Raw genomic sequence first — 15,963 nt, 5'->3', positions numbered from 1 at the left:
TAGCAGCGTTCCGGAGGGTTCCGGGATCCGGCTACAACGCCGCTGGCAATTGCAGTCGCTCGAACAGCTGGCTGAAATCGCAGTGCTCTTCCACGAGGCGCACGGCATAGGTGGCCTTGACGGACTCATGCAACCGCACATGTCCGAATGCTCGCTCGATCACTTCCACGGTGGTGAGGGTGTCATGCTCTACCTTGAGCAGAGGCACCTCCAGTTCCTCGGCACGGTTGATCAGCTGCGGCAGGGGATCTCCGGCCCCGGTCAAGATGAGGCACTGGGTGCTGGCCTCCAGCGCCGCCAGCTGGATGTCGGTGCGGTCTGCCCCTGTCACCACGGCCATATTGCGGCGACGCCGAAAGAATTCCATGGCGGAATTCACGTTCATCGCTCCGATCGAGAGTGTTTCCACCAGCAGGTCGAGGCGATCGCGGCAGCAGAGCACGTCGGCTTCCAGGCGCCGGCCCAGCTCCTCCACGGTGACGCTGCGCAGCAGCGGACTGCGCGGCATCACCCCGTAGACCGGCATGCCCAGACGCTCCAGGGCCGGTTGCACGTCTTCGCGGACCCGCGCCACCGCCTCCAGGGACACGGCGTTCAGCACAACGCCGGCCAAGCGCTCGCCGAGAAGCTCCCTGGCCTGCAGCAGCGGATCGACGCTGCTGCTGTCGGCCCAGAGATGCACAAGCACCACGGAAGCATCAAGCCCTTCCGCAAGCTGGGGCAGGCTCAGGCCATACAGCATCCCTTCGCTCAGGCTGCCGGCGGCTTCCAGAAGGGCCAGGCCGTCTCCGAATCCGATCAGGGTCTGGTGCAGCTGCTCCAGGGCCGGATCACTGGAGAGATCGCCGCGCATCAGCCGGTCGCGGGCATTGTCCGGATCGAGGACAGCCAGCGATGGCAGCAGATGGTCGTCGTCGAGGTGCAGGGTTTGGGCAATGAAGCGGACGTCGGCATCGATCCCCGTGGCTCCCGGTTCGGGGGTGGTGGCCAGGGGCTTGCCGAAGCGGATGACCGCCCCCAGGTGCAGCAGCTGCCTGGCCAGCCCCAGAACCACGGCCGATTTGCCGCTGAAGGGTTCACAGGAGCCGATCAGCAGGGGGGTGGGCATGAAATGGCCTCGCTGACCAGAGGATTGGTGGTCAATTTAGTCATCGTGCTTCAGGCGGTTCCTGACGGAGTGCCCTGCCCGATCAGCAGCCAGCGCCAGAAATTGGCCGGCAGCACCTCACCCTCCCGTTCCATCAGCAACGACAGCAGCTGATGGGTGGGGATGTTGAAGGAGTAGGTGATCGGCTGCCCATCGGGACTGAATTGCTCAGTGAATGTGAGTGTGCAGCGGGCCGGTTCCAGAGGGGCCGGCTCCGCCTGCCAGCGGAGCACGAAGGGATGGGTGCCGCCGCCGCGCAGAGGCCGCTTGCCTTGAAATTGCCCCAGAGCCAGCTGTCGCAGTGCCTCCTCGATCAGTGACTGACGCCCGAGTCCGCCGCAGTAGGGGGCGAACAACGGCAGAAGTGCTGCGTCCAGCAGGGGGGTGGGCATCAGCCTTGAAGGGATCCGATCGTGCTGCGATCCATGCTGGCGCGAAATCCCTGCCCCGCGCCAGACCATGAGTGGCCCGTCTGCCGACCTTCCGCTCCGCAGCCGCCCCACGGTGGCCATCACAGGCGCCAGCGGCGCCCTCGGGAAGGCCCTGCTGAAGGCCTGGCACTGCCGCGGCGCCGAACTGGTGGCCCTGACCCACGGCACCACGATGCTGAAGCTCCAGGACGAGGCCGGCGAGGCGATTCCCTTACGTCAGGTCACCTGGCAGGTGGGGCAGGAGGAGGAACTGAGTCCAGTGCTGGAGAGCGTGGATGTGCTCGTGCTCAATCATGGTGTGAATCTCTACGGTGCCCGTGACAGTGCCGCAGTCGCCACCTCTCTGGAGGTCAATGCCCTGAGCAGCTGGCGTCTGCTGGAGCTGTTTGCCCAGGTTGCCGAGCGGCGCAGCGCGGTTGAACGGCAGGGGCGACACCGCCCCGAGGTGTGGCTCAACACCTCGGAAGCGGAGATCCAGCCGGCCCTCAGCCCTCTCTACGAGATCAGCAAGCGCCTTCTCGGGCAGGTGCTCAGCCTGCGGGCCCTGGATCTGGCCGGCAAGCCAGGCTCAGGTCTGCGGCTCCGCCGCCTGGTTCTCGGGCCGTTCCGCTCGGCCCTCAATCCGATCGGGCTGATGAGCAGCGGCTTTGTCGCCCGGGAGATCCTGCGCCAGGCGGACTGGGATCTGGGGCTGATCATTGTGACGCCCAATCCTCTGACCTATGTCCTGATGCCGTTGACGACCTTGAGCCGCTGGCTGTACTTCAGGTTGTTCAGTGGTCGCTCAGGGGCCCCAGCGTAGCCCTGAACGGCCTGCTTCAGAAGTCGCGGTCGGTGAGGATCTCACAGCCGTCGCTGGTCACCACGATGGTGTGCTCCCACTGGGCTGAGAGGCTCCCGTCGACGGTCACCACCGTCCAGCGGTCGCGCAGGGTGCGGCAATCCTTGCTGCCGGCATTGAGGATCGGCTCCACCGCCAGGGTCATGCCCGCCCGCAGCTTCATGTTGGGCAGATCGCGGGTGCGGTAGTTGAACACCGAGGGCTCCTCGTGCAGGTTGCGCCCGACGCCATGGCCGGTGTAGTCCTCCACCACCGCATAGCCATGCGCTTCGACGTGATCCTGCACGGCACCGGCGATGTCCAGCAGGGTGTTGCCGGCCTTGATGCGCGCCAGCCCCTGCATCAACGATTCCTGCGCAACGCGGGACAGGCGCTCGGCTGCTTCGCTGACTCCCTCACCGACGCAGATGGTGACGCAGCTGTCGCCGTGGTAGCCGTCGAAGTAGGCACCGGTGTCCACCTTGACCAGGTCGCCGGGCTTGATCACCCGCTTGGGGCTGGGGATGCCATGCACCACCTCGTTGTTGATGCTGGCGCAGATGCTGGCTGGAAAGCCGTGGTAGCCCTTGAAGCTGGGCACCGCCCCCATGGCACGGATGCGGGTCTCGGCATGGCGGTCGAGATCGGTGGTGGTCATACCCGGCTCCACCAGCTCGATGATCTCGCGCAGCACCGTGGCCACGATGCGGCTGGCCTTGCGCATGGTCTCCACCTCGCGCGCCGATTTGATCTCAACCCCGCGGCGACTCTTCTGAATCCGAGGCCCGGTCTGGGTGACCCCATTGGTGGTGGCGGCCGTGGTGCTGGCCAGCAGATCGGCGAACAGATTCATCGGGCCATGCACGAGGCGTGGTTGCAAGTTATCAATGGCGGGGATGTCACTGCCGTGGAGTAACGATGGCGGGAAGGAACCCGGCGGCCCCACGCCCCTCCCTGGTGGTGCGTCTGCGCCAGTGGCACGGCAGCCTGGCCCCGGTCGTGCTGGCGCCACTGCTGCTCACGGTGGCCAGTGGGGTGGCCTACCGCGTCCTGCGCGACTGGGCCGGCTGGGATCGGGATCGGGCTCACCTGCTGATGGTGCTGCACGAGGGCGAATGGCTGCGCCAGTGGTTCGGTCCCCATGGTGAAACCGTTTACGTGGTGCTGAATGGCCTGGGGCTGGTCTCGATGCTGCTCAGTGGTTCGGCCATGGCCTTCCAGCGCCTGCGGCGCCAATGGCAGAAGCTGCGTCAGGGCGTTGCTCAGGGCTGATGCCAGGGGGGGAGGCCCGAGGCCGACACGTGAGAAGGTAATCTCCTTGTTTGGCCAGGTGTCGCGGAGCTGGATGGCTCCCGCTACGGCACCCTTTGAATCGCAGGCTCCGGACTGCCATTCAGAGGACTCGCGGTTTCAGGCTGCGAGAGTGCCCCACGGACCTTCCGCCATCCCCCAACCTCCGGACCACCCCCGAACACCGACCAGCCCGTGACTGAGACCGCAGTGACAGAGACCGCAGAGAACCAGGCTGAAGCGACAGCCGACGTGGCGGAAACCAGCGCCGTGGCCACCCCCGCTGCCGCGGCTGGCGCCTCCACCGGCCGGCTCAGCCCCCAGGATCTGATCCGCGCCTTTGAGGCTGAGCAGCTCAAGAGCGATCTCCCCGACATCTATGTGGGCGACACTGTCAAGGTGGGCGTCCGCATCCGCGAGGGCAACAAGGAGCGTGTCCAGCCCTACGAGGGGGTTGTGATCGCGAAGCGCCACGGTGGCCTCAACTCCACGATCACCGTGCGCCGGATCTTCCAGGGCGTCGGTGTGGAGCGGGTCTTTATGCTCCACAGCCCCCAGGTCGCCTCCATCAAGGTGGAGCGCCGCGGTAAGGTTCGTCGTGCGAAGCTGTTCTATCTGCGAGACCGGGTGGGCAAGGCCACCCGTGTGAAGCAGCGCTTCGATCGCTGAGGTTCAGCCCTCGTTTCAACGGGGACATCGCCTTGCGCCGTTAGTTCAGTTGGTAGAACGCAGGTCTCCAAAACCTGATGTCGGGGGTTCAAGTCCTCCACGGCGCGTTCGATGTCCCCCCCCATGCCGTTTCGTCATCCAGAACATGGAGTTGGATCTACAGCCCGGCGATGTGGTGAAGGTGCTTGAGTCAGCTGCCCTCGGCTGGGTTCGTGCTCGTGTGATCCGTGTCAAGTCGGGTGGCCGTGTGGTTGTCCAGAGTGATCAAGGTCGTGAATTCACAGCCCGTGGTAATCAGGTGCGCCTGATTGAGCCGGCCGGTTTCAGGCCCTGACCGAGCCAAGCCTTGATGGTGGTGTAGAGAGGTAGCTTGGTTGAAAGTTGTGAGTCTTCACGGCATTCGCCTTGATTCTTTCTGATCATCACTTTCAAACTTCATCTGCTTCTCGTCTTCAGGATTTCTGCTGCTGAGGTTGTCATCCTTCCTCAGCCATGCCGCCATGGCCGATTCCTCACGGACTCGGTCTTTTGGCGGTTTTGTGGTGCTGGTTGGATGGCCGTGGACCACGCCCGATCTTTCCCTTTCCAGGTCTCCGCACGGGTGCCGCCAGGCCTGATCCGCGGCCGGTTTGGCTGCCGGCCTGCGGCGCTGCAATCGGTTGACGAATGGACGGGTGAACGCCGATACTCATTGGGTCGGAGGGCGGTAACGTCCGCCGCCACGGCCACCGCGTTCAGGTTTGATCTTCGGGTTTCAATCCAAAGGACTTTGATCCAGCGGATCTCTTCGAAGATTGTTGCTGTTGTAGGTTGCCACTGGTCGTGCTTCTGGCCCGGCTGGGACTGTAGTTCAATCGGTTAGAGCACCGCCCTGTCACGGCGGAAGTTGCGGGTTCGAGCCCCGTCAGTCCCGTTTTGATTCATCCGGAGATCGCCGAAGGTGACGGTACGGGTTCGTCTGGCTCCCAGTCCTACCGGCACGCTGCACATCGGCACTGCGCGGACAGCCGTGTTCAACTGGCTCTTCGCCCGGCGCCAAGGTGGCCAGTTTCTGCTGCGCATCGAGGACACTGACAAGGAGCGCAGCCGGCAGGAGTACACCGACAACATCCTGGAGGGCCTGGCCTGGCTGGGTCTGGACTGGGACGGGGAGCCGGTGATTCAGAGCACCCGTCTGGCGGAGCATCGGATGGCGATCGAGCAGTTGCTGGCCAGCGGCCATGCCTATCGCTGCTACGCCACCGAGGCCGAGCTGACGGCGATGCGGGAGCAGCAGGCGGCGGCCAGCAAGGCCCCCCGCTACGACAATCGCCACCGCGATCTCAGCCCCGAACAGGAGGCGGCCTTCATTGCCGAAGGCCGGGAGGCGGTGATCCGCTTCCGCATCGATGACGATGCCACGATCAGCTGGACGGATCTGGTGCGCGGTCCGATGCGCTGGGCCGGCAGTGACCTCGGCGGAGACATGGTGGTCGCCCGCAGGGCCCCGGCCGATCGGATCGGGGACCCGCTCTACAACCTGGTGGTGGTGGTAGACGATGCCGCCATGGCGATCACCCACGTGATCCGCGGCGAAGACCACATCGCCAACACGGCCAAGCAGCTGCTGCTTTACGACGCCCTGGGGTTGCCCCAGCCGGTCTTCGCCCACACGCCGCTGATCCTCAACAAGGAGGGCCGCAAGCTCTCCAAGCGCGATGGTGTCACCTCGATCAGCGACTTCCGCGGCATGGGGTATGACGCTGTCGCCCTCGCCAATTACATGACCCTGCTGGGCTGGTCGCCGCCGGAAGGCATGGGGGAACGGTTCACCCTCAGCGAAGCTGCCGCCGTGTTCGATTTCGAGCGCGTCAACAAAGCTGGCGCCCGCTTTGACTGGGACAAGCTGAACTGGCTGAACGGCCAGATCCTGCATGCCCTGCCTCCCAGCGAACTGAGAGAGCAGCTCCTGCCGCTCTGGGCCGAGCAAGGCTGGATTCCATCTGCCCAGATCGAGGCTGATCCGATCCAGTCGTCAGACCCGATCGAGTCAGATCCAATCAAGCCAGCACAGATTGCAGCGTCACAGAGTCAATCCTGGCAACAGGCGCTTTGCGAGTTGATCGGCCCCTCCCTCACCTTGCTCGCCGATGGTGTGGACCAAGCCAAACCCTTCTTCGAGCGGCCGGAGCTGGATCCAGCTGCGCGCGACCAGATCGGCTCCGCCCCAGCCCAGGCAGCCTTGGCTGCCCTGCTGGAGTCGCTGCGCGGCCATGGTGTCGAGGCCCCGATGGAGGCGGAGCAGGCCCAGCAGCTGCTGGGCGCTGCCTGCAAGGCGGCCGATGTCAAGAAGGGAGTCCTGATGAAAAGTCTGCGGGCTGCCCTCTTGGGCAGCCTCCAGGGCCCAGACCTGCTCAGCACCTGGTTGCTGCTGCACCATGACGGCGAGGATCTTCAGCGCATCGAGCGCTGCCTGTGAGGCCCACGGCCATCCGCTGAGCCCCGATCAGCTAGCTGGCCACCTGATGGAACCTTCTTCACCCCCTGAGCAGGGGTTGCATCGCCTGGCCTCAGGCTGAGGCTTCTGCGGTGGCTTTGCCGGCGTCTGCGTTGCCGCTCCGGGGGTCGCCGGCCTCAGGGCAGTCGGCCTCGGGATCGACGGGACTGATCAGCTGCAGCCGTTGGGCCAGCAGCCGGGCACTGAGTCCCTGCAGCCCGACGGTCATCAGGATCGTGAGGAAGACCAACCCCTGCAGCCGGCCTGCCCCAACCACACCCGCCTCCTCGAGACGAATGGCGAACAGGCTGGCCACGGCTGCGGTGACGATCCCTCGTGGTGCCAGCCAGCTGAGCAGGGTGCGCTGGGGCAGGGTGTACCCCATGCCCCAGGTGGCCAGGCCAATCGCCACCGGACGCACCACCACCATCAGGGCCAGCACGCAGGCCACCCCGCCCCAGCCGAGCGGGCTCAGCTCCGCCCAGCTGACATCGGCCGCCAGCAGCGGAAACAGCATCGTGATCGCCAACTGGGCCAGCTGACGAATCAGCCCGTCGAGTTCCTCCGCATTGGTATCGGGGCGGCGCCCCACCACCACTCCAGCCGCTACAGCAGCCGGCAGGCCCGATTCAGGCAACCAGTGTTCGCAGGAGGAATACATCAGGAACAGCACCCCCAGGGTGAGCTGCAGCCGCAGGCCGGCCCGGGAGCTGGAGGGCAGGCGCCTCAGGGCTTCAGCCAGCAGGGCTCCGCAGATCAGGCCCACCACCAGTCCCACGCCGAGGCGCAGCAGCAGACCGGTGGCCACGGATCGCCAGCCCTGCAGATCGCCCAGCACCAGCTCAAGCAGCAGCAGCGCCAGCACCGCACCGATCGGTTCGAGCACCAGCCCTTCACCCTCCAGCACCTCCCCCAGGGGAGGCATCAGGCCGATCTGCCGCACCAGCGGCGTAACCACCGTGGGCCCGGTGGCCAGAACGATGGCGCTGAACACACTGGCCAGTTGCCAGCTCAGACCAGCCAGCCAATGGGCCGCCAGCAGGCCGCCCACCAGGGCCAGCACCAGACGCACCAGCACGATGCGCACCACGAGCCACTTGAGGGCATCACCGGGCAGACGCAGGTTGATGCCGCCGTCGAAGAGCACCAGGCTCACCAGCAGGCCCACCACGGTCTCGAGGCCGATTCCCAGATCGAGCGGTTCGACCAATCCCAGCCCCGAGCGGCCGATCAGCAGGCCTGCAGAGAGCAGCAACACAACCCCCGGCAGACCGGTGAGCAGGGCGAGGGTCTGGGCCACGGCTCCGGAGAACACCGTGATGCCCCACAGCAAAGTCAGCTTCTCCGGAGTCATGCGGGAAGCCTCCGGTGGAGCTCAGTCATCCACCGATCCGAACTGGGGCTCGACCCGGATGCCGATCACAGCACTCGGGCGCACCACCAGGTATTCACCCTCCAGATCCCTGATCGGCACATTCACAAAGGCTTCCGGTGCGGATGCGGTGAGAACTTCGCCGTACCATTGCTGAAAGGCCTCCAGCGTGGCGAAGTGGATGACTTCGCGTTGGCCGCCGACAAGTAACAGATGAATGTCATAGCGGCGGGCGGTGCGGGCCATGGCGGCGAGTCGCAGCTGCGGTTCGGACCCAGGATGCCGCAAAGGACCGGGAAGGGCTTGCCCTCCTCTGGCAGGCTGGAGTGATCTGCAGGGTCCGACCGGCATGGCGGCATGGCATCGTTGATCGAGAAGGGCCATCCCGCTGCATCGCAGCCGTGCGCGACCGACGAGGTTGTCTCCCCTCCCGGTAGCAAGAGGCCACTTCTGCTGTTGGTGGATGGCCATTCCCTCGCTTTCCGCAGTTTCTATGCCTTCGCCAAGGGAGGTGACGGCGGCCTGGCGACCAAGGCCGGCGTGCCCACCAGCGTGACCTACGGCTTTCTCAAGGCTCTTCTTGACAACGCCCGTGGTCTGTCGCCCCAAGGGGTGGTGATTGCCTTTGACACGGCCGGCCCCACCTTTCGTCATGAGGCGGATGAGGCCTACAAGGCCCACCGGGATGAAGCCCCGGAGCACTTTTTCGAAGACCTGGCCAACCTGCAGGACATCCTCGCGGGCCCGCTCGACCTCCCCATCTGCATGGCCCCGGGGTTCGAGGCCGATGACGTGCTCGGCACCCTGGCCAATCGCGGGGCGGATGCCGGCTGGCGTGTGCGCATCCTTTCGGGCGATCGCGATCTGTTCCAACTGGTGGATGACCAGCGGGATATCGCCGTGCTGTACATGGGCGGCGGTCCTTACGTGAAGAATTCGGGTCCTGTGGAGATCCGCCGCGAGGGTGTGATCGCCAAGCTCGGTGTGCCGCCGGAGGAGGTAGTGGATCTCAAGGCTCTCACCGGCGACAGCTCCGACAACATTCCCGGCGTGAAGGGCGTGGGTCCCAAGACGGCGATCACCCTGCTCCGCGAGAACGGTGATCTCGATGGCGTCTATGCAGCCCTTGAAGCGCTTGAGGGCGCCAAAGCCAGCAAGGGCGCGATCAAGGGGGCTTTGAAGGGCAAGCTCAGCGCCGACAAGGAGAACGCCTATCGCTCCCGCATGTTGGCGGAGATCCTTGTGGACATTCCCTTGCCCAGGGAGCCGCGCCTGCGGCTGGGTCAGGTGAATGGGGAGGCTTTGGCCGGTGCCCTTGAGGAGTTGGAGCTGTTCAGCCTGATGCGCCAGGCCCCCAGCTTCAGCCTCGTTTTCTCGGCCGATGCACCGAACCCTGCTTCGGTGGCGGTGGAAGCCACGGCCGCGACAACGGCCTCCGGGGCAATGGCTGCCGTTGCAGCGGTCACCCCCGCGGCCGAGGTCAGTTCATCCCCGGCCGCGACCACTGGGGCTGGGGTGACTTCGGGTGCTGGGGAGGAAACATCCGCCCCGCCAGCTCTCAAGCCCGAGCTGATTCACAGCAACGAGCAGCTGGAGAGGCTGATCGTCCGGCTGATGGCTGCCACGGATTCTTCGGCCCCCATCGCCCTTGATACCGAAACCACCAGCCTCAATCCCTTCCAGGCTGAACTGGTGGGGATCGGGTTCTGCTGGGGGAATGGCCTGGAGGATGTCGCTTACATCCCGATCGGCCACGAGCCTCCGGATCCTGCGGCGCTGCAGGAGGCTTCACCGCTCCCCATGACCCAGCTGCCACTGGATCAGGTGCTCAGGGCGCTGGCTCCCTGGCTTGCCAGTGCCCAGCATCCCAAGACCCTGCAGAACGCCAAATACGACCGGCTGGTGTTGCTGCGGCACGGCCTGCCTCTGGCCGGGGTGGTGATGGACACGCTCCTGGCGGATTATCTCCGCGATGCCAATGCCAAACACGGTCTCGAGGCCCTGGCCCAGCGCAACTTCGGCTTCAACCCAATCGGATTTTCGGCGCTGGTGCCGAAAGGTGCCACTTTCGCCGCGGTGCCGATCGAGGCAGCTGCCTCCTACTGCGGCATGGATGTGCACTTGACCTGGAGGCTCACCGGGCTGCTGAAGCAGCAGCTGAGCGAGCTCGGGGAGGCTCTGCCCACGCTGTTGGAACAGGTGGAGCTCCCGCTCGAACCTGTGCTGGCGCTGATGGAAGCCACAGGCATCCGCATTGACAGCACCTATCTGAGCAGCCTGAGTCAGGAGCTCGCCGACGCTCTGGCCAGCCTGGAGCAGCGAGCGAAGCAAGCCGCAGGCGTTGAGTTCAACCTCGCGTCACCCAAACAGCTGGGTGAGCTGCTGTTCGACACCCTGGGTCTTGACCGCAAGAAATCGCGGAGGACCAAAACCGGCTGGAGCACCGACGCAGCCGTTCTGGAAAAGCTGGAAGATGCCCATCCGGTCGTACCGCTTGTGCTGGAGCACCGCACCCTCAGCAAGCTCAAGAGCACCTACGTGGATGCGCTCCCGGCCCTGGTTGAGCCTGAAACCGGTCGGGTACATACGGATTTCAACCAGGCCGTGACCGCCACCGGGCGGCTCTCGAGCAGCAATCCCAACCTGCAGAACATCCCGATCCGCACCGAGTTCAGTCGCCGGATTCGCAAGGCGTTTCTGCCCCAGGAGGGCTGGCAGCTGATCAGCGCCGATTACTCCCAGATCGAGCTGCGCATCCTCACCCACCTCTCGGGCGAGGAGGTGCTGCTGCAGGCCTACCGCAGTGGCGACGATGTGCATGCCCTCACCGCCAGGTTGCTGCTCGAGAAGGAGGAGGTCACTCCTGAAGAGCGCCGCCTCGGCAAGACGATCAACTTCGGGGTGATCTACGGCATGGGTGCCCAGCGCTTCGCGCGCGAGACCGGCGTCAGCCAGGCCGTCGCCAAGGAGTTCCTGAGCAAGTACAAGCAGCGCTACCCGAAGGTGTTCGCCTTCCTGGAGTTGCAGGAACGGCTGGCTCTCTCCCGTGGCTATGTGGAAACGATCCTGGGCCGCCGACGGCCCTTCGCCTTTGATCCCCATGGGCTGGGGCGCTTGCTCGGCAAGGATCCGCTTTCGATCGACCTCGCGGTGGCCCATCGTGGCGGTCTGGAAGCCCAGCAGTTGCGGGCGGCTGCCAACGCACCGATTCAGGGCTCTTCGGCAGACATCATCAAGCTGGCGATGATTCAGTTGCAGAGAGAGCTGCAGAGCCGCTCCCTGGCGGCTCGGCTTCTGCTGCAGGTTCACGATGAACTGGTGCTCGAAAGTGCCCCGGAGGCGGTGGAGGAGGTGCTGGCACTGACCCGTCGCACAATGGAAGGGGCCGTGAGGCTCTCGGTTCCGCTGAGGGTGGAGACCGGTGTGGGACCCAACTGGATGGAGGCGAAGTAGGGCCAATGCCCGTGCTTCGCTCGCATGTCTGGGTTGACGTGAGCGTTGCTCAGGGTGCCGCTGGTTTTGGTGCTGAGGTTTTGGGGGGCGCCGCTTTCGGTGCTGCTGGCTGCGGTGTGGAGGTTTTCGGGGCAGCAGTCTTCGGCACCGCAGGCTTCGGGGTCGTCGTCTTCGGTGCTGCTGACCTGGGGGCCGCATTGTCCGTCCCGGCTGACTGGCCAGCCGGGGGCGGGGTGGCTGGGGTTGAGGCCGGGGTGACGTTGGCGCAGAGGTTGGCCATCATTTCGTCCTCACCGCCCAGGGTGGTGGATTCGCCGCGGGAGAAGGGCAGCCGCCAGGTCTCCCAGGGGCTCTCACCCACCCGGCGGGTAAGTTTGAGGGTGTCACAATGAACGGCCACGCTGCCGGTCACAGGCGGGTCGCCGCACGAAACGCCCGTAGTGCGCACATTGCCCTCGGCCAGCCGCCAGCCGGCCCAGTCGTAGCGGCAGGCGCCAAAGACACGCCAGCGGGGTGCCTTGAGACTGCGGATTTTCTCCAGCAATGCCTTTTCGCGGGCTCCAGGTGCCTCGCCGTTGTCTGAGGCGGGGGCTGGTTCAGTGGCGGCGGGAGCCGGCGCAGCGGCACCACCACCCGGTTGGGCCTCCACCGCTGCAACGCCTCCCGGCTGCAGAGCCAGTTCCAGGGGCAGCAGCAGCGCCAGCAGCGGAACAGCCCCCAGACGCCAGGCCTGAAGGCGGGGTGGTGCGGGATCAGCTCCGGAGGGAGTGGCTGTGTGTGGGGTCGTCGTCGCCATGGGCCTCAGGCCTGCATTGCCTTGGTCTCAAGCCTGAAGCATGGCGGCCCTGCTTGCCAACCGGAACGGATCAGGCCGGTTGCAGGGCCTCGTACGCCGTGCAGAACGCTTCACCGAGCGCCTCACGCAGGATCCTGTCCTGCCGGAAGGCATCACGGGCTTCGGCCAGGCTGGATGGCAGGCGTGCCGCCTGATCGGCGGACGGTGGGGTGGCATCGGTGTCGGCATCGCTGCGCGGGCCGGGATCGAGCTGGCGCGCGATGCCATCCAGGCCGGCGGCCAGCGCCCCGGCCTGCAGCAGATATGGATTGGCGGCACCATCGGGCAGGCGCAGCTCCAGCCGTTGATCGTCTGGAATCCGCACCATGTGGGTGCGGTTGTTGCCGCCGTAGCTGATCCAGCCCGGCGACCAGTTGGAGCCGGAGGCGGTGTTGGTGCGGGCCAGCCGCCGATAGCTGGCAGAGATGGGATTGGTGAGGGCGCAGAGGGCGGGCGCATGGGCCAGCAACCCGCCCAGAAAGTGATACGCCAGCTTCGACAGGCCCAGGGGCCCCGCACCATCGTGGAACAGGTTGCGACCCTGATCGTCCCAGAGGGAGCAATGGAGATGGGCACCGTTGCCGGTGAGCTCGGCGACCGGCTTGGGGGCGAAGCTCACCCAGCGGCCGTAGCGCTCCGCCACCGCCTGGGCCATCACTCGGAAGAAGGCGTGGCGGTCCGCCGTGATCAGGGCATCGGCGAAGGTCCAGTTGATCTCGAACTGACCGTTGGCATCTTCGTGGTCGGCCTGGTACGGGCCCCAGCCCAGGGTTTCCATGCCATCGAGCAGTTCACTGATCAGCGGATAGTTGCGCATCAGGGCAAGTTGGTCGTAGCAGGGTTTGCTCTGCTGATCGTGGCGATCGGCGATCACTCCCCGTTCCGGGTCGAGCAGGAAGAACTCAGGTTCCACGCCGGTGCGGAAATGCAGACCCTGGGCCGCCGCCCGTTCCAGCTGGCGCTGCAGCACCCGCCGTGGCGATTGCTCCAGCGGGATTCCCTCCACCACCAGATCGGTGGCGACCCAGGCCACAGTCGGCTGCCAGGGCAGCACCATCAAGCTGGCGGGATCCGGGATGGCCAGCACATCCGGATCGGCCGGGCTCATGTGCAGCCAGGCAGCAAAGCCCGCGAAGCCGGCACCGCTGTCGGCCATCGCCGCCGCCGCCGTGGCCGGCACCAGCTTGGCCCGTTGCACCCCGAACAGATCGCAGAAGGAGAACAGGACATGACGCAGGTTGTGGTCGGCGGCGTAGCGAGCCAGGTCGGTCATGCGGGGGCTCAACGGTGAAGAGGTGGGTCGAAGTCGGGGTGAGTGGAGAAATGCGAACGGGGATCAGTCGTTCGTCAGCGCGTCGGCGAGCAGCGTGTCCAGTGCCGCTCGGATCACGGCCTGCACCTCCGGAGCATCGCGCGGGTTTCCGGCCCGGTGGCCCAGCACCGACTCGATCCGGCGGAACTGCGCCCCGGGGATCAGGCGGGCCTCGGCGGCACAGTCGTCCGGCGTGAAATAGAGGTCGTGACTGCCGGCCATCACCAGGGTGTCGGCCGTGATCCGGCCCAGGGCTGCCGCGAGATCATCGCCGCAACCTGCCGCGGCGGCCACGTCGTTGGCCAGCCACACATCCAGCATGGTGAGCAGGTCGTGGGGATCGTGGCGCCGGTAGGCCGGCAACCAGGCCTGCTCCACGTACTCCTCCACGCTGGCGTAGCCCTGCCGCCGGTAGGGCTCCGCCCGGTAGAAGGGCTGGCTGGCGGCCCAGCTGGCATAGATCAGTGCAAAGGTGCGCAGCCCCGCCTCTGGAACCCCCTCAAAGCCCGTGCCGTTCCAGCAGGGATCAGCGGTGAGAGCCTGGCGCAGGCTGAGCAGGAAGAGACGATTGTGGGGGGTGGTGCGGGCTGTGCCACAGAGACAGCAGAGGCGCTGAGCCCGCTGCGGTTCCAGCACTCCCCAGTGATAGGCCTGCTGGGCCCCCATCGACCAGCCGTAGACCAGGGCCGGTCGCTCCACCTTGAACACCTCTTCCAGCAACCGCACCTGGGCCCGCAGGTTGTCGCGGTGATCCAGCAACCAGCCGTTCTCCGGCAAGCCGAGGTCGCTGTTGCTGGGACTGCTCGACACGCCGTTGCCGAACTGGTTCACCAGCACGATGCACCAGTGCTCGGGGTCGAGGATCGGTCCCACCACCCAGTCGATGTCGTCTGGCCGGGCTCCGTAGGAACTGGGATAGAGCACCAGATTGGAGCGATCAGCGGCCAGGGTTCCGTAGACCCGGTAGCGCAGCTGGGCCTGGGGAAGGATGCGGCCGCAGGCCAGCGAAACATCACCGAGCTCGAAGGTTTGATCGAGGTTGCTGCCCGGGTCGCCGCTGCTCACAGGGCCAGAGCCGCCAGGTTGCCCAGGAAGCCGCGATGCACCGCCAGATAACCCGGGGAGCAATGGACCAGTTGGGGGGCCAGCTGGTCGTGGGCCTGGGGCAGGGCGTGGAAAGGAAGGGAAGGGTAGAGATGGTGTTCCGTATGGAACGGCATGTTCCACATCAGCCAGCGCAGCGGCGCCAGGGTGAGGGTGGTGCGGGTATTGCGCAACCCATCGGCGCTGGTGCTGCAGCCCCCGTGTTCGGCGAGGAGCACAAACCGCAGCAGCGGCTGGCCCACCGCCAGAGGCAGGAGCCAGTCGAACAGCAGCAGCGGCCTACCCAGCGGAATCGAGACCAACAGAACAGCGGCGTAGACCGCAAATTGGAGGCGCACCGAACGGGCGACCGCGGCGGTGGCCTCCGGGGGGATGTAGGGGGCGCCTGCGAAGTCGCCCCGGAGCGCGCGCCAATGGCCCTGAATCTTGCCGAGCCACCAGGGCAGTCCGCTCAGCTCCAGCAGGTAGGCCGGCAGGGTGCTCGGTGGTGCGTCCTCCAGCTCCGGATCCAGCCCGATCTGGTGGGTGAAGCGGTGGTGCCACTGGTGATAGCGGCGGTAGAAATCAGCGTTGTAGAAGCTCAGAACGCCCATCCACCAGGCCACCGTATCGTTGATCGAACGGCTGGCGAAGGCGGTGCGATGGCCGCATTCATGCATGGCGCAGAAGCCGAAGGCCAGGGCCCAGCCCAGCAGCAGCACCCCTACCAGCTTCACCACCAGAAGCAGCGGTGGCGAAGCAGCGGGGATCAGGGCGGTTGGTGTGATCCACAGCGCCGCGCCCAGCCCCAGCAGGGTGAGATGGCCGATCAGCTGAGCCCAGCCCTCGTCATTGCGGCGGCGATTGAAGACGGCGAGCTGCTCACTGCTCAGCAGCAACGGCTGATCGCCAGGCTCGGCGGCCATCTCACCAGCGGGGGGGTCGGGGGGCAGGGCCGATGGAGCCATCCCCGGCGTGCTGCCAAGGGTCGGAGATTCGCTCGGGAACGGTTGGCCGGCGCGGGTGGGCACGCTCGAACAGGCAGGCTGAGCCCATCATCGTGTCGACAGGAGAA

14 protein-coding genes and 2 tRNA genes are annotated in these 15,963 nt (G+C 65.9%); 7 read left to right on the top strand and 9 right to left on the bottom strand.

The genetic code is table 11. The features are described from left to right. Positions 1 to 31: 31 nt before the first annotated feature. On the bottom strand, positions 32 to 1,108 hold the full coding sequence (locus H8F24_RS18260) for a phosphotransacetylase family protein (RefSeq protein WP_197170460.1): 1,077 nt from the start codon (positions 1,106 to 1,108) through the stop codon (positions 32 to 34). A gap of 50 nt (positions 1,109 to 1,158) precedes the next feature. Continuing rightward, a complete protein-coding gene (gene ebsA / locus H8F24_RS18255) occupies positions 1,159 to 1,539 on the bottom strand; it encodes a type IV pilus biogenesis protein EbsA (protein WP_197170459.1) in 381 nt (126 codons plus the stop codon). 67 nt (positions 1,540 to 1,606) lie between these two features. On the opposite strand from ebsA, the gene H8F24_RS18250 reads away from it, so the two are divergent. Then, on the top strand, positions 1,607 to 2,380 hold the full coding sequence (locus H8F24_RS18250; RefSeq protein ID WP_197156380.1) for an NAD-dependent epimerase/dehydratase family protein: 774 nt from the start codon (positions 1,607 to 1,609) through the stop codon (positions 2,378 to 2,380). Positions 2,381 to 2,396: 16 nt separating this feature from the next. Here H8F24_RS18250 and map read toward each other — a convergent pair whose 3' ends face one another. Then, positions 2,397 to 3,251 (bottom strand): type I methionyl aminopeptidase, encoded by an 855-nt coding sequence (map, locus tag H8F24_RS18245; protein WP_197156378.1) that lies wholly within the window; start codon positions 3,249 to 3,251, stop codon positions 2,397 to 2,399. Between the two features lie 65 nt (positions 3,252 to 3,316). On the opposite strand from map, the gene H8F24_RS18240 reads away from it, so the two are divergent. The 5 genes from H8F24_RS18240 (at position 3,317) to gltX (ending at position 6,815) form a co-directional block, all read left to right on the top strand. Then, on the top strand, positions 3,317 to 3,670 hold the full coding sequence (locus tag H8F24_RS18240; RefSeq protein ID WP_197156376.1) for a peptidase: 354 nt from the start codon (positions 3,317 to 3,319) through the stop codon (positions 3,668 to 3,670). A gap of 270 nt (positions 3,671 to 3,940) precedes the next feature. Next, entirely contained in the window at positions 3,941 to 4,357 is a 417-nt protein-coding gene (rplS, locus tag H8F24_RS18235) for a 50S ribosomal protein L19 (RefSeq protein WP_197159339.1), read from the top strand. A 34-nt stretch (positions 4,358 to 4,391) separates the two neighbouring features. Beyond that, a tRNA-Trp gene (locus tag H8F24_RS18230) sits at positions 4,392 to 4,464 on the top strand. A gap of 732 nt (positions 4,465 to 5,196) precedes the next feature. After that, a tRNA-Asp gene (locus tag H8F24_RS18225) sits at positions 5,197 to 5,270 on the top strand. Between the two features lie 27 nt (positions 5,271 to 5,297). After that, positions 5,298 to 6,815, top strand: coding sequence for a glutamate--tRNA ligase (gene gltX / locus H8F24_RS18220; RefSeq protein ID WP_197170458.1), 1,518 nt, complete (start codon positions 5,298 to 5,300; stop codon positions 6,813 to 6,815). A gap of 91 nt (positions 6,816 to 6,906) precedes the next feature. On the opposite strand, the gene H8F24_RS18215 is transcribed toward gltX, so the two are convergent. Both H8F24_RS18215 and H8F24_RS18210 read right to left on the bottom strand, forming a co-directional pair. Further along, a complete protein-coding gene (locus H8F24_RS18215; protein WP_197170457.1) occupies positions 6,907 to 8,187 on the bottom strand; it encodes a cation:proton antiporter in 1,281 nt (426 codons plus the stop codon). Between the two features lie 21 nt (positions 8,188 to 8,208). Continuing rightward, positions 8,209 to 8,451 (bottom strand): hypothetical protein, encoded by a 243-nt coding sequence (locus H8F24_RS18210; RefSeq protein WP_197156369.1) that lies wholly within the window; start codon positions 8,449 to 8,451, stop codon positions 8,209 to 8,211. 111 nt (positions 8,452 to 8,562) lie between these two features. On the opposite strand from H8F24_RS18210, the gene polA reads away from it, so the two are divergent. Further along, positions 8,563 to 11,658 carry a DNA polymerase I gene (gene polA, locus H8F24_RS18205; protein ID WP_197156367.1) on the top strand — a complete coding sequence of 1,032 codons (3,096 nt, stop codon included), beginning with the start codon at positions 8,563 to 8,565 and terminating at the stop codon, positions 11,656 to 11,658. Positions 11,659 to 11,707: 49 nt separating this feature from the next. On the opposite strand, the gene H8F24_RS18200 is transcribed toward polA, so the two are convergent. From H8F24_RS18200 to H8F24_RS18185, 4 genes are all read right to left on the bottom strand, one after another. Then, positions 11,708 to 12,454, bottom strand: a complete 747-nt coding sequence (locus H8F24_RS18200; RefSeq protein ID WP_197156365.1) for a hypothetical protein — start codon at positions 12,452 to 12,454, stop codon at positions 11,708 to 11,710. A gap of 70 nt (positions 12,455 to 12,524) precedes the next feature. Continuing rightward, positions 12,525 to 13,766 carry a type III glutamate--ammonia ligase gene (glnT, locus tag H8F24_RS18195; protein ID WP_197170456.1) on the bottom strand — a complete coding sequence of 414 codons (1,242 nt, stop codon included), beginning with the start codon at positions 13,764 to 13,766 and terminating at the stop codon, positions 12,525 to 12,527. Between the two features lie 63 nt (positions 13,767 to 13,829). After that, positions 13,830 to 14,870, bottom strand: a complete 1,041-nt coding sequence (locus H8F24_RS18190) for an alpha/beta fold hydrolase (protein WP_197156361.1) — start codon at positions 14,868 to 14,870, stop codon at positions 13,830 to 13,832. Beyond that, positions 14,867 to 15,919, bottom strand: a complete 1,053-nt coding sequence (locus H8F24_RS18185; protein ID WP_370594651.1) for a fatty acid desaturase — start codon at positions 15,917 to 15,919, stop codon at positions 14,867 to 14,869. The genes H8F24_RS18190 and H8F24_RS18185 overlap by 4 nt, the downstream gene beginning before the upstream one ends. Positions 15,920 to 15,963 lie beyond the last annotated feature (44 nt).

It is taken from the genome of Synechococcus sp. CBW1002 (assembly GCF_015840915.1).
GTDB lineage: Bacteria > Cyanobacteriota > Cyanobacteriia > PCC-6307 > Cyanobiaceae > CBW1002.
The sequence above is the reverse complement of the archived record's forward strand: the minus strand, read 5'-3'. Positions and strand labels throughout refer to the sequence as shown.

Coding starts and splice junctions, on each gene's coding strand:
- polA (WP_197156367.1), top strand. CDS start 8,563: ATGGCATCGTTGATCGAGAAGGGCCATCCCGCTGCATCGCAGCCGTGC.
- H8F24_RS18210 (WP_197156369.1), bottom strand. CDS start 8,451: ATGGCCCGCACCGCCCGCCGCTATGACATTCATCTGTTACTTGTCGGC.
- map (WP_197156378.1), bottom strand. CDS start 3,251: ATGAATCTGTTCGCCGATCTGCTGGCCAGCACCACGGCCGCCACCACC.
- H8F24_RS18260 (WP_197170460.1), bottom strand. CDS start 1,108: ATGCCCACCCCCCTGCTGATCGGCTCCTGTGAACCCTTCAGCGGCAAA.
- ebsA (WP_197170459.1), bottom strand. CDS start 1,539: ATGCCCACCCCCCTGCTGGACGCAGCACTTCTGCCGTTGTTCGCCCCC.
- H8F24_RS18215 (WP_197170457.1), bottom strand. CDS start 8,187: ATGACTCCGGAGAAGCTGACTTTGCTGTGGGGCATCACGGTGTTCTCC.
- H8F24_RS18250 (WP_197156380.1), top strand. CDS start 1,607: ATGAGTGGCCCGTCTGCCGACCTTCCGCTCCGCAGCCGCCCCACGGTG.
- glnT (WP_197170456.1), bottom strand. CDS start 13,766: ATGACCGACCTGGCTCGCTACGCCGCCGACCACAACCTGCGTCATGTC.
- H8F24_RS18200 (WP_197156365.1), bottom strand. CDS start 12,454: ATGGCGACGACGACCCCACACACAGCCACTCCCTCCGGAGCTGATCCC.
- H8F24_RS18240 (WP_197156376.1), top strand. CDS start 3,317: ATGGCGGGAAGGAACCCGGCGGCCCCACGCCCCTCCCTGGTGGTGCGT.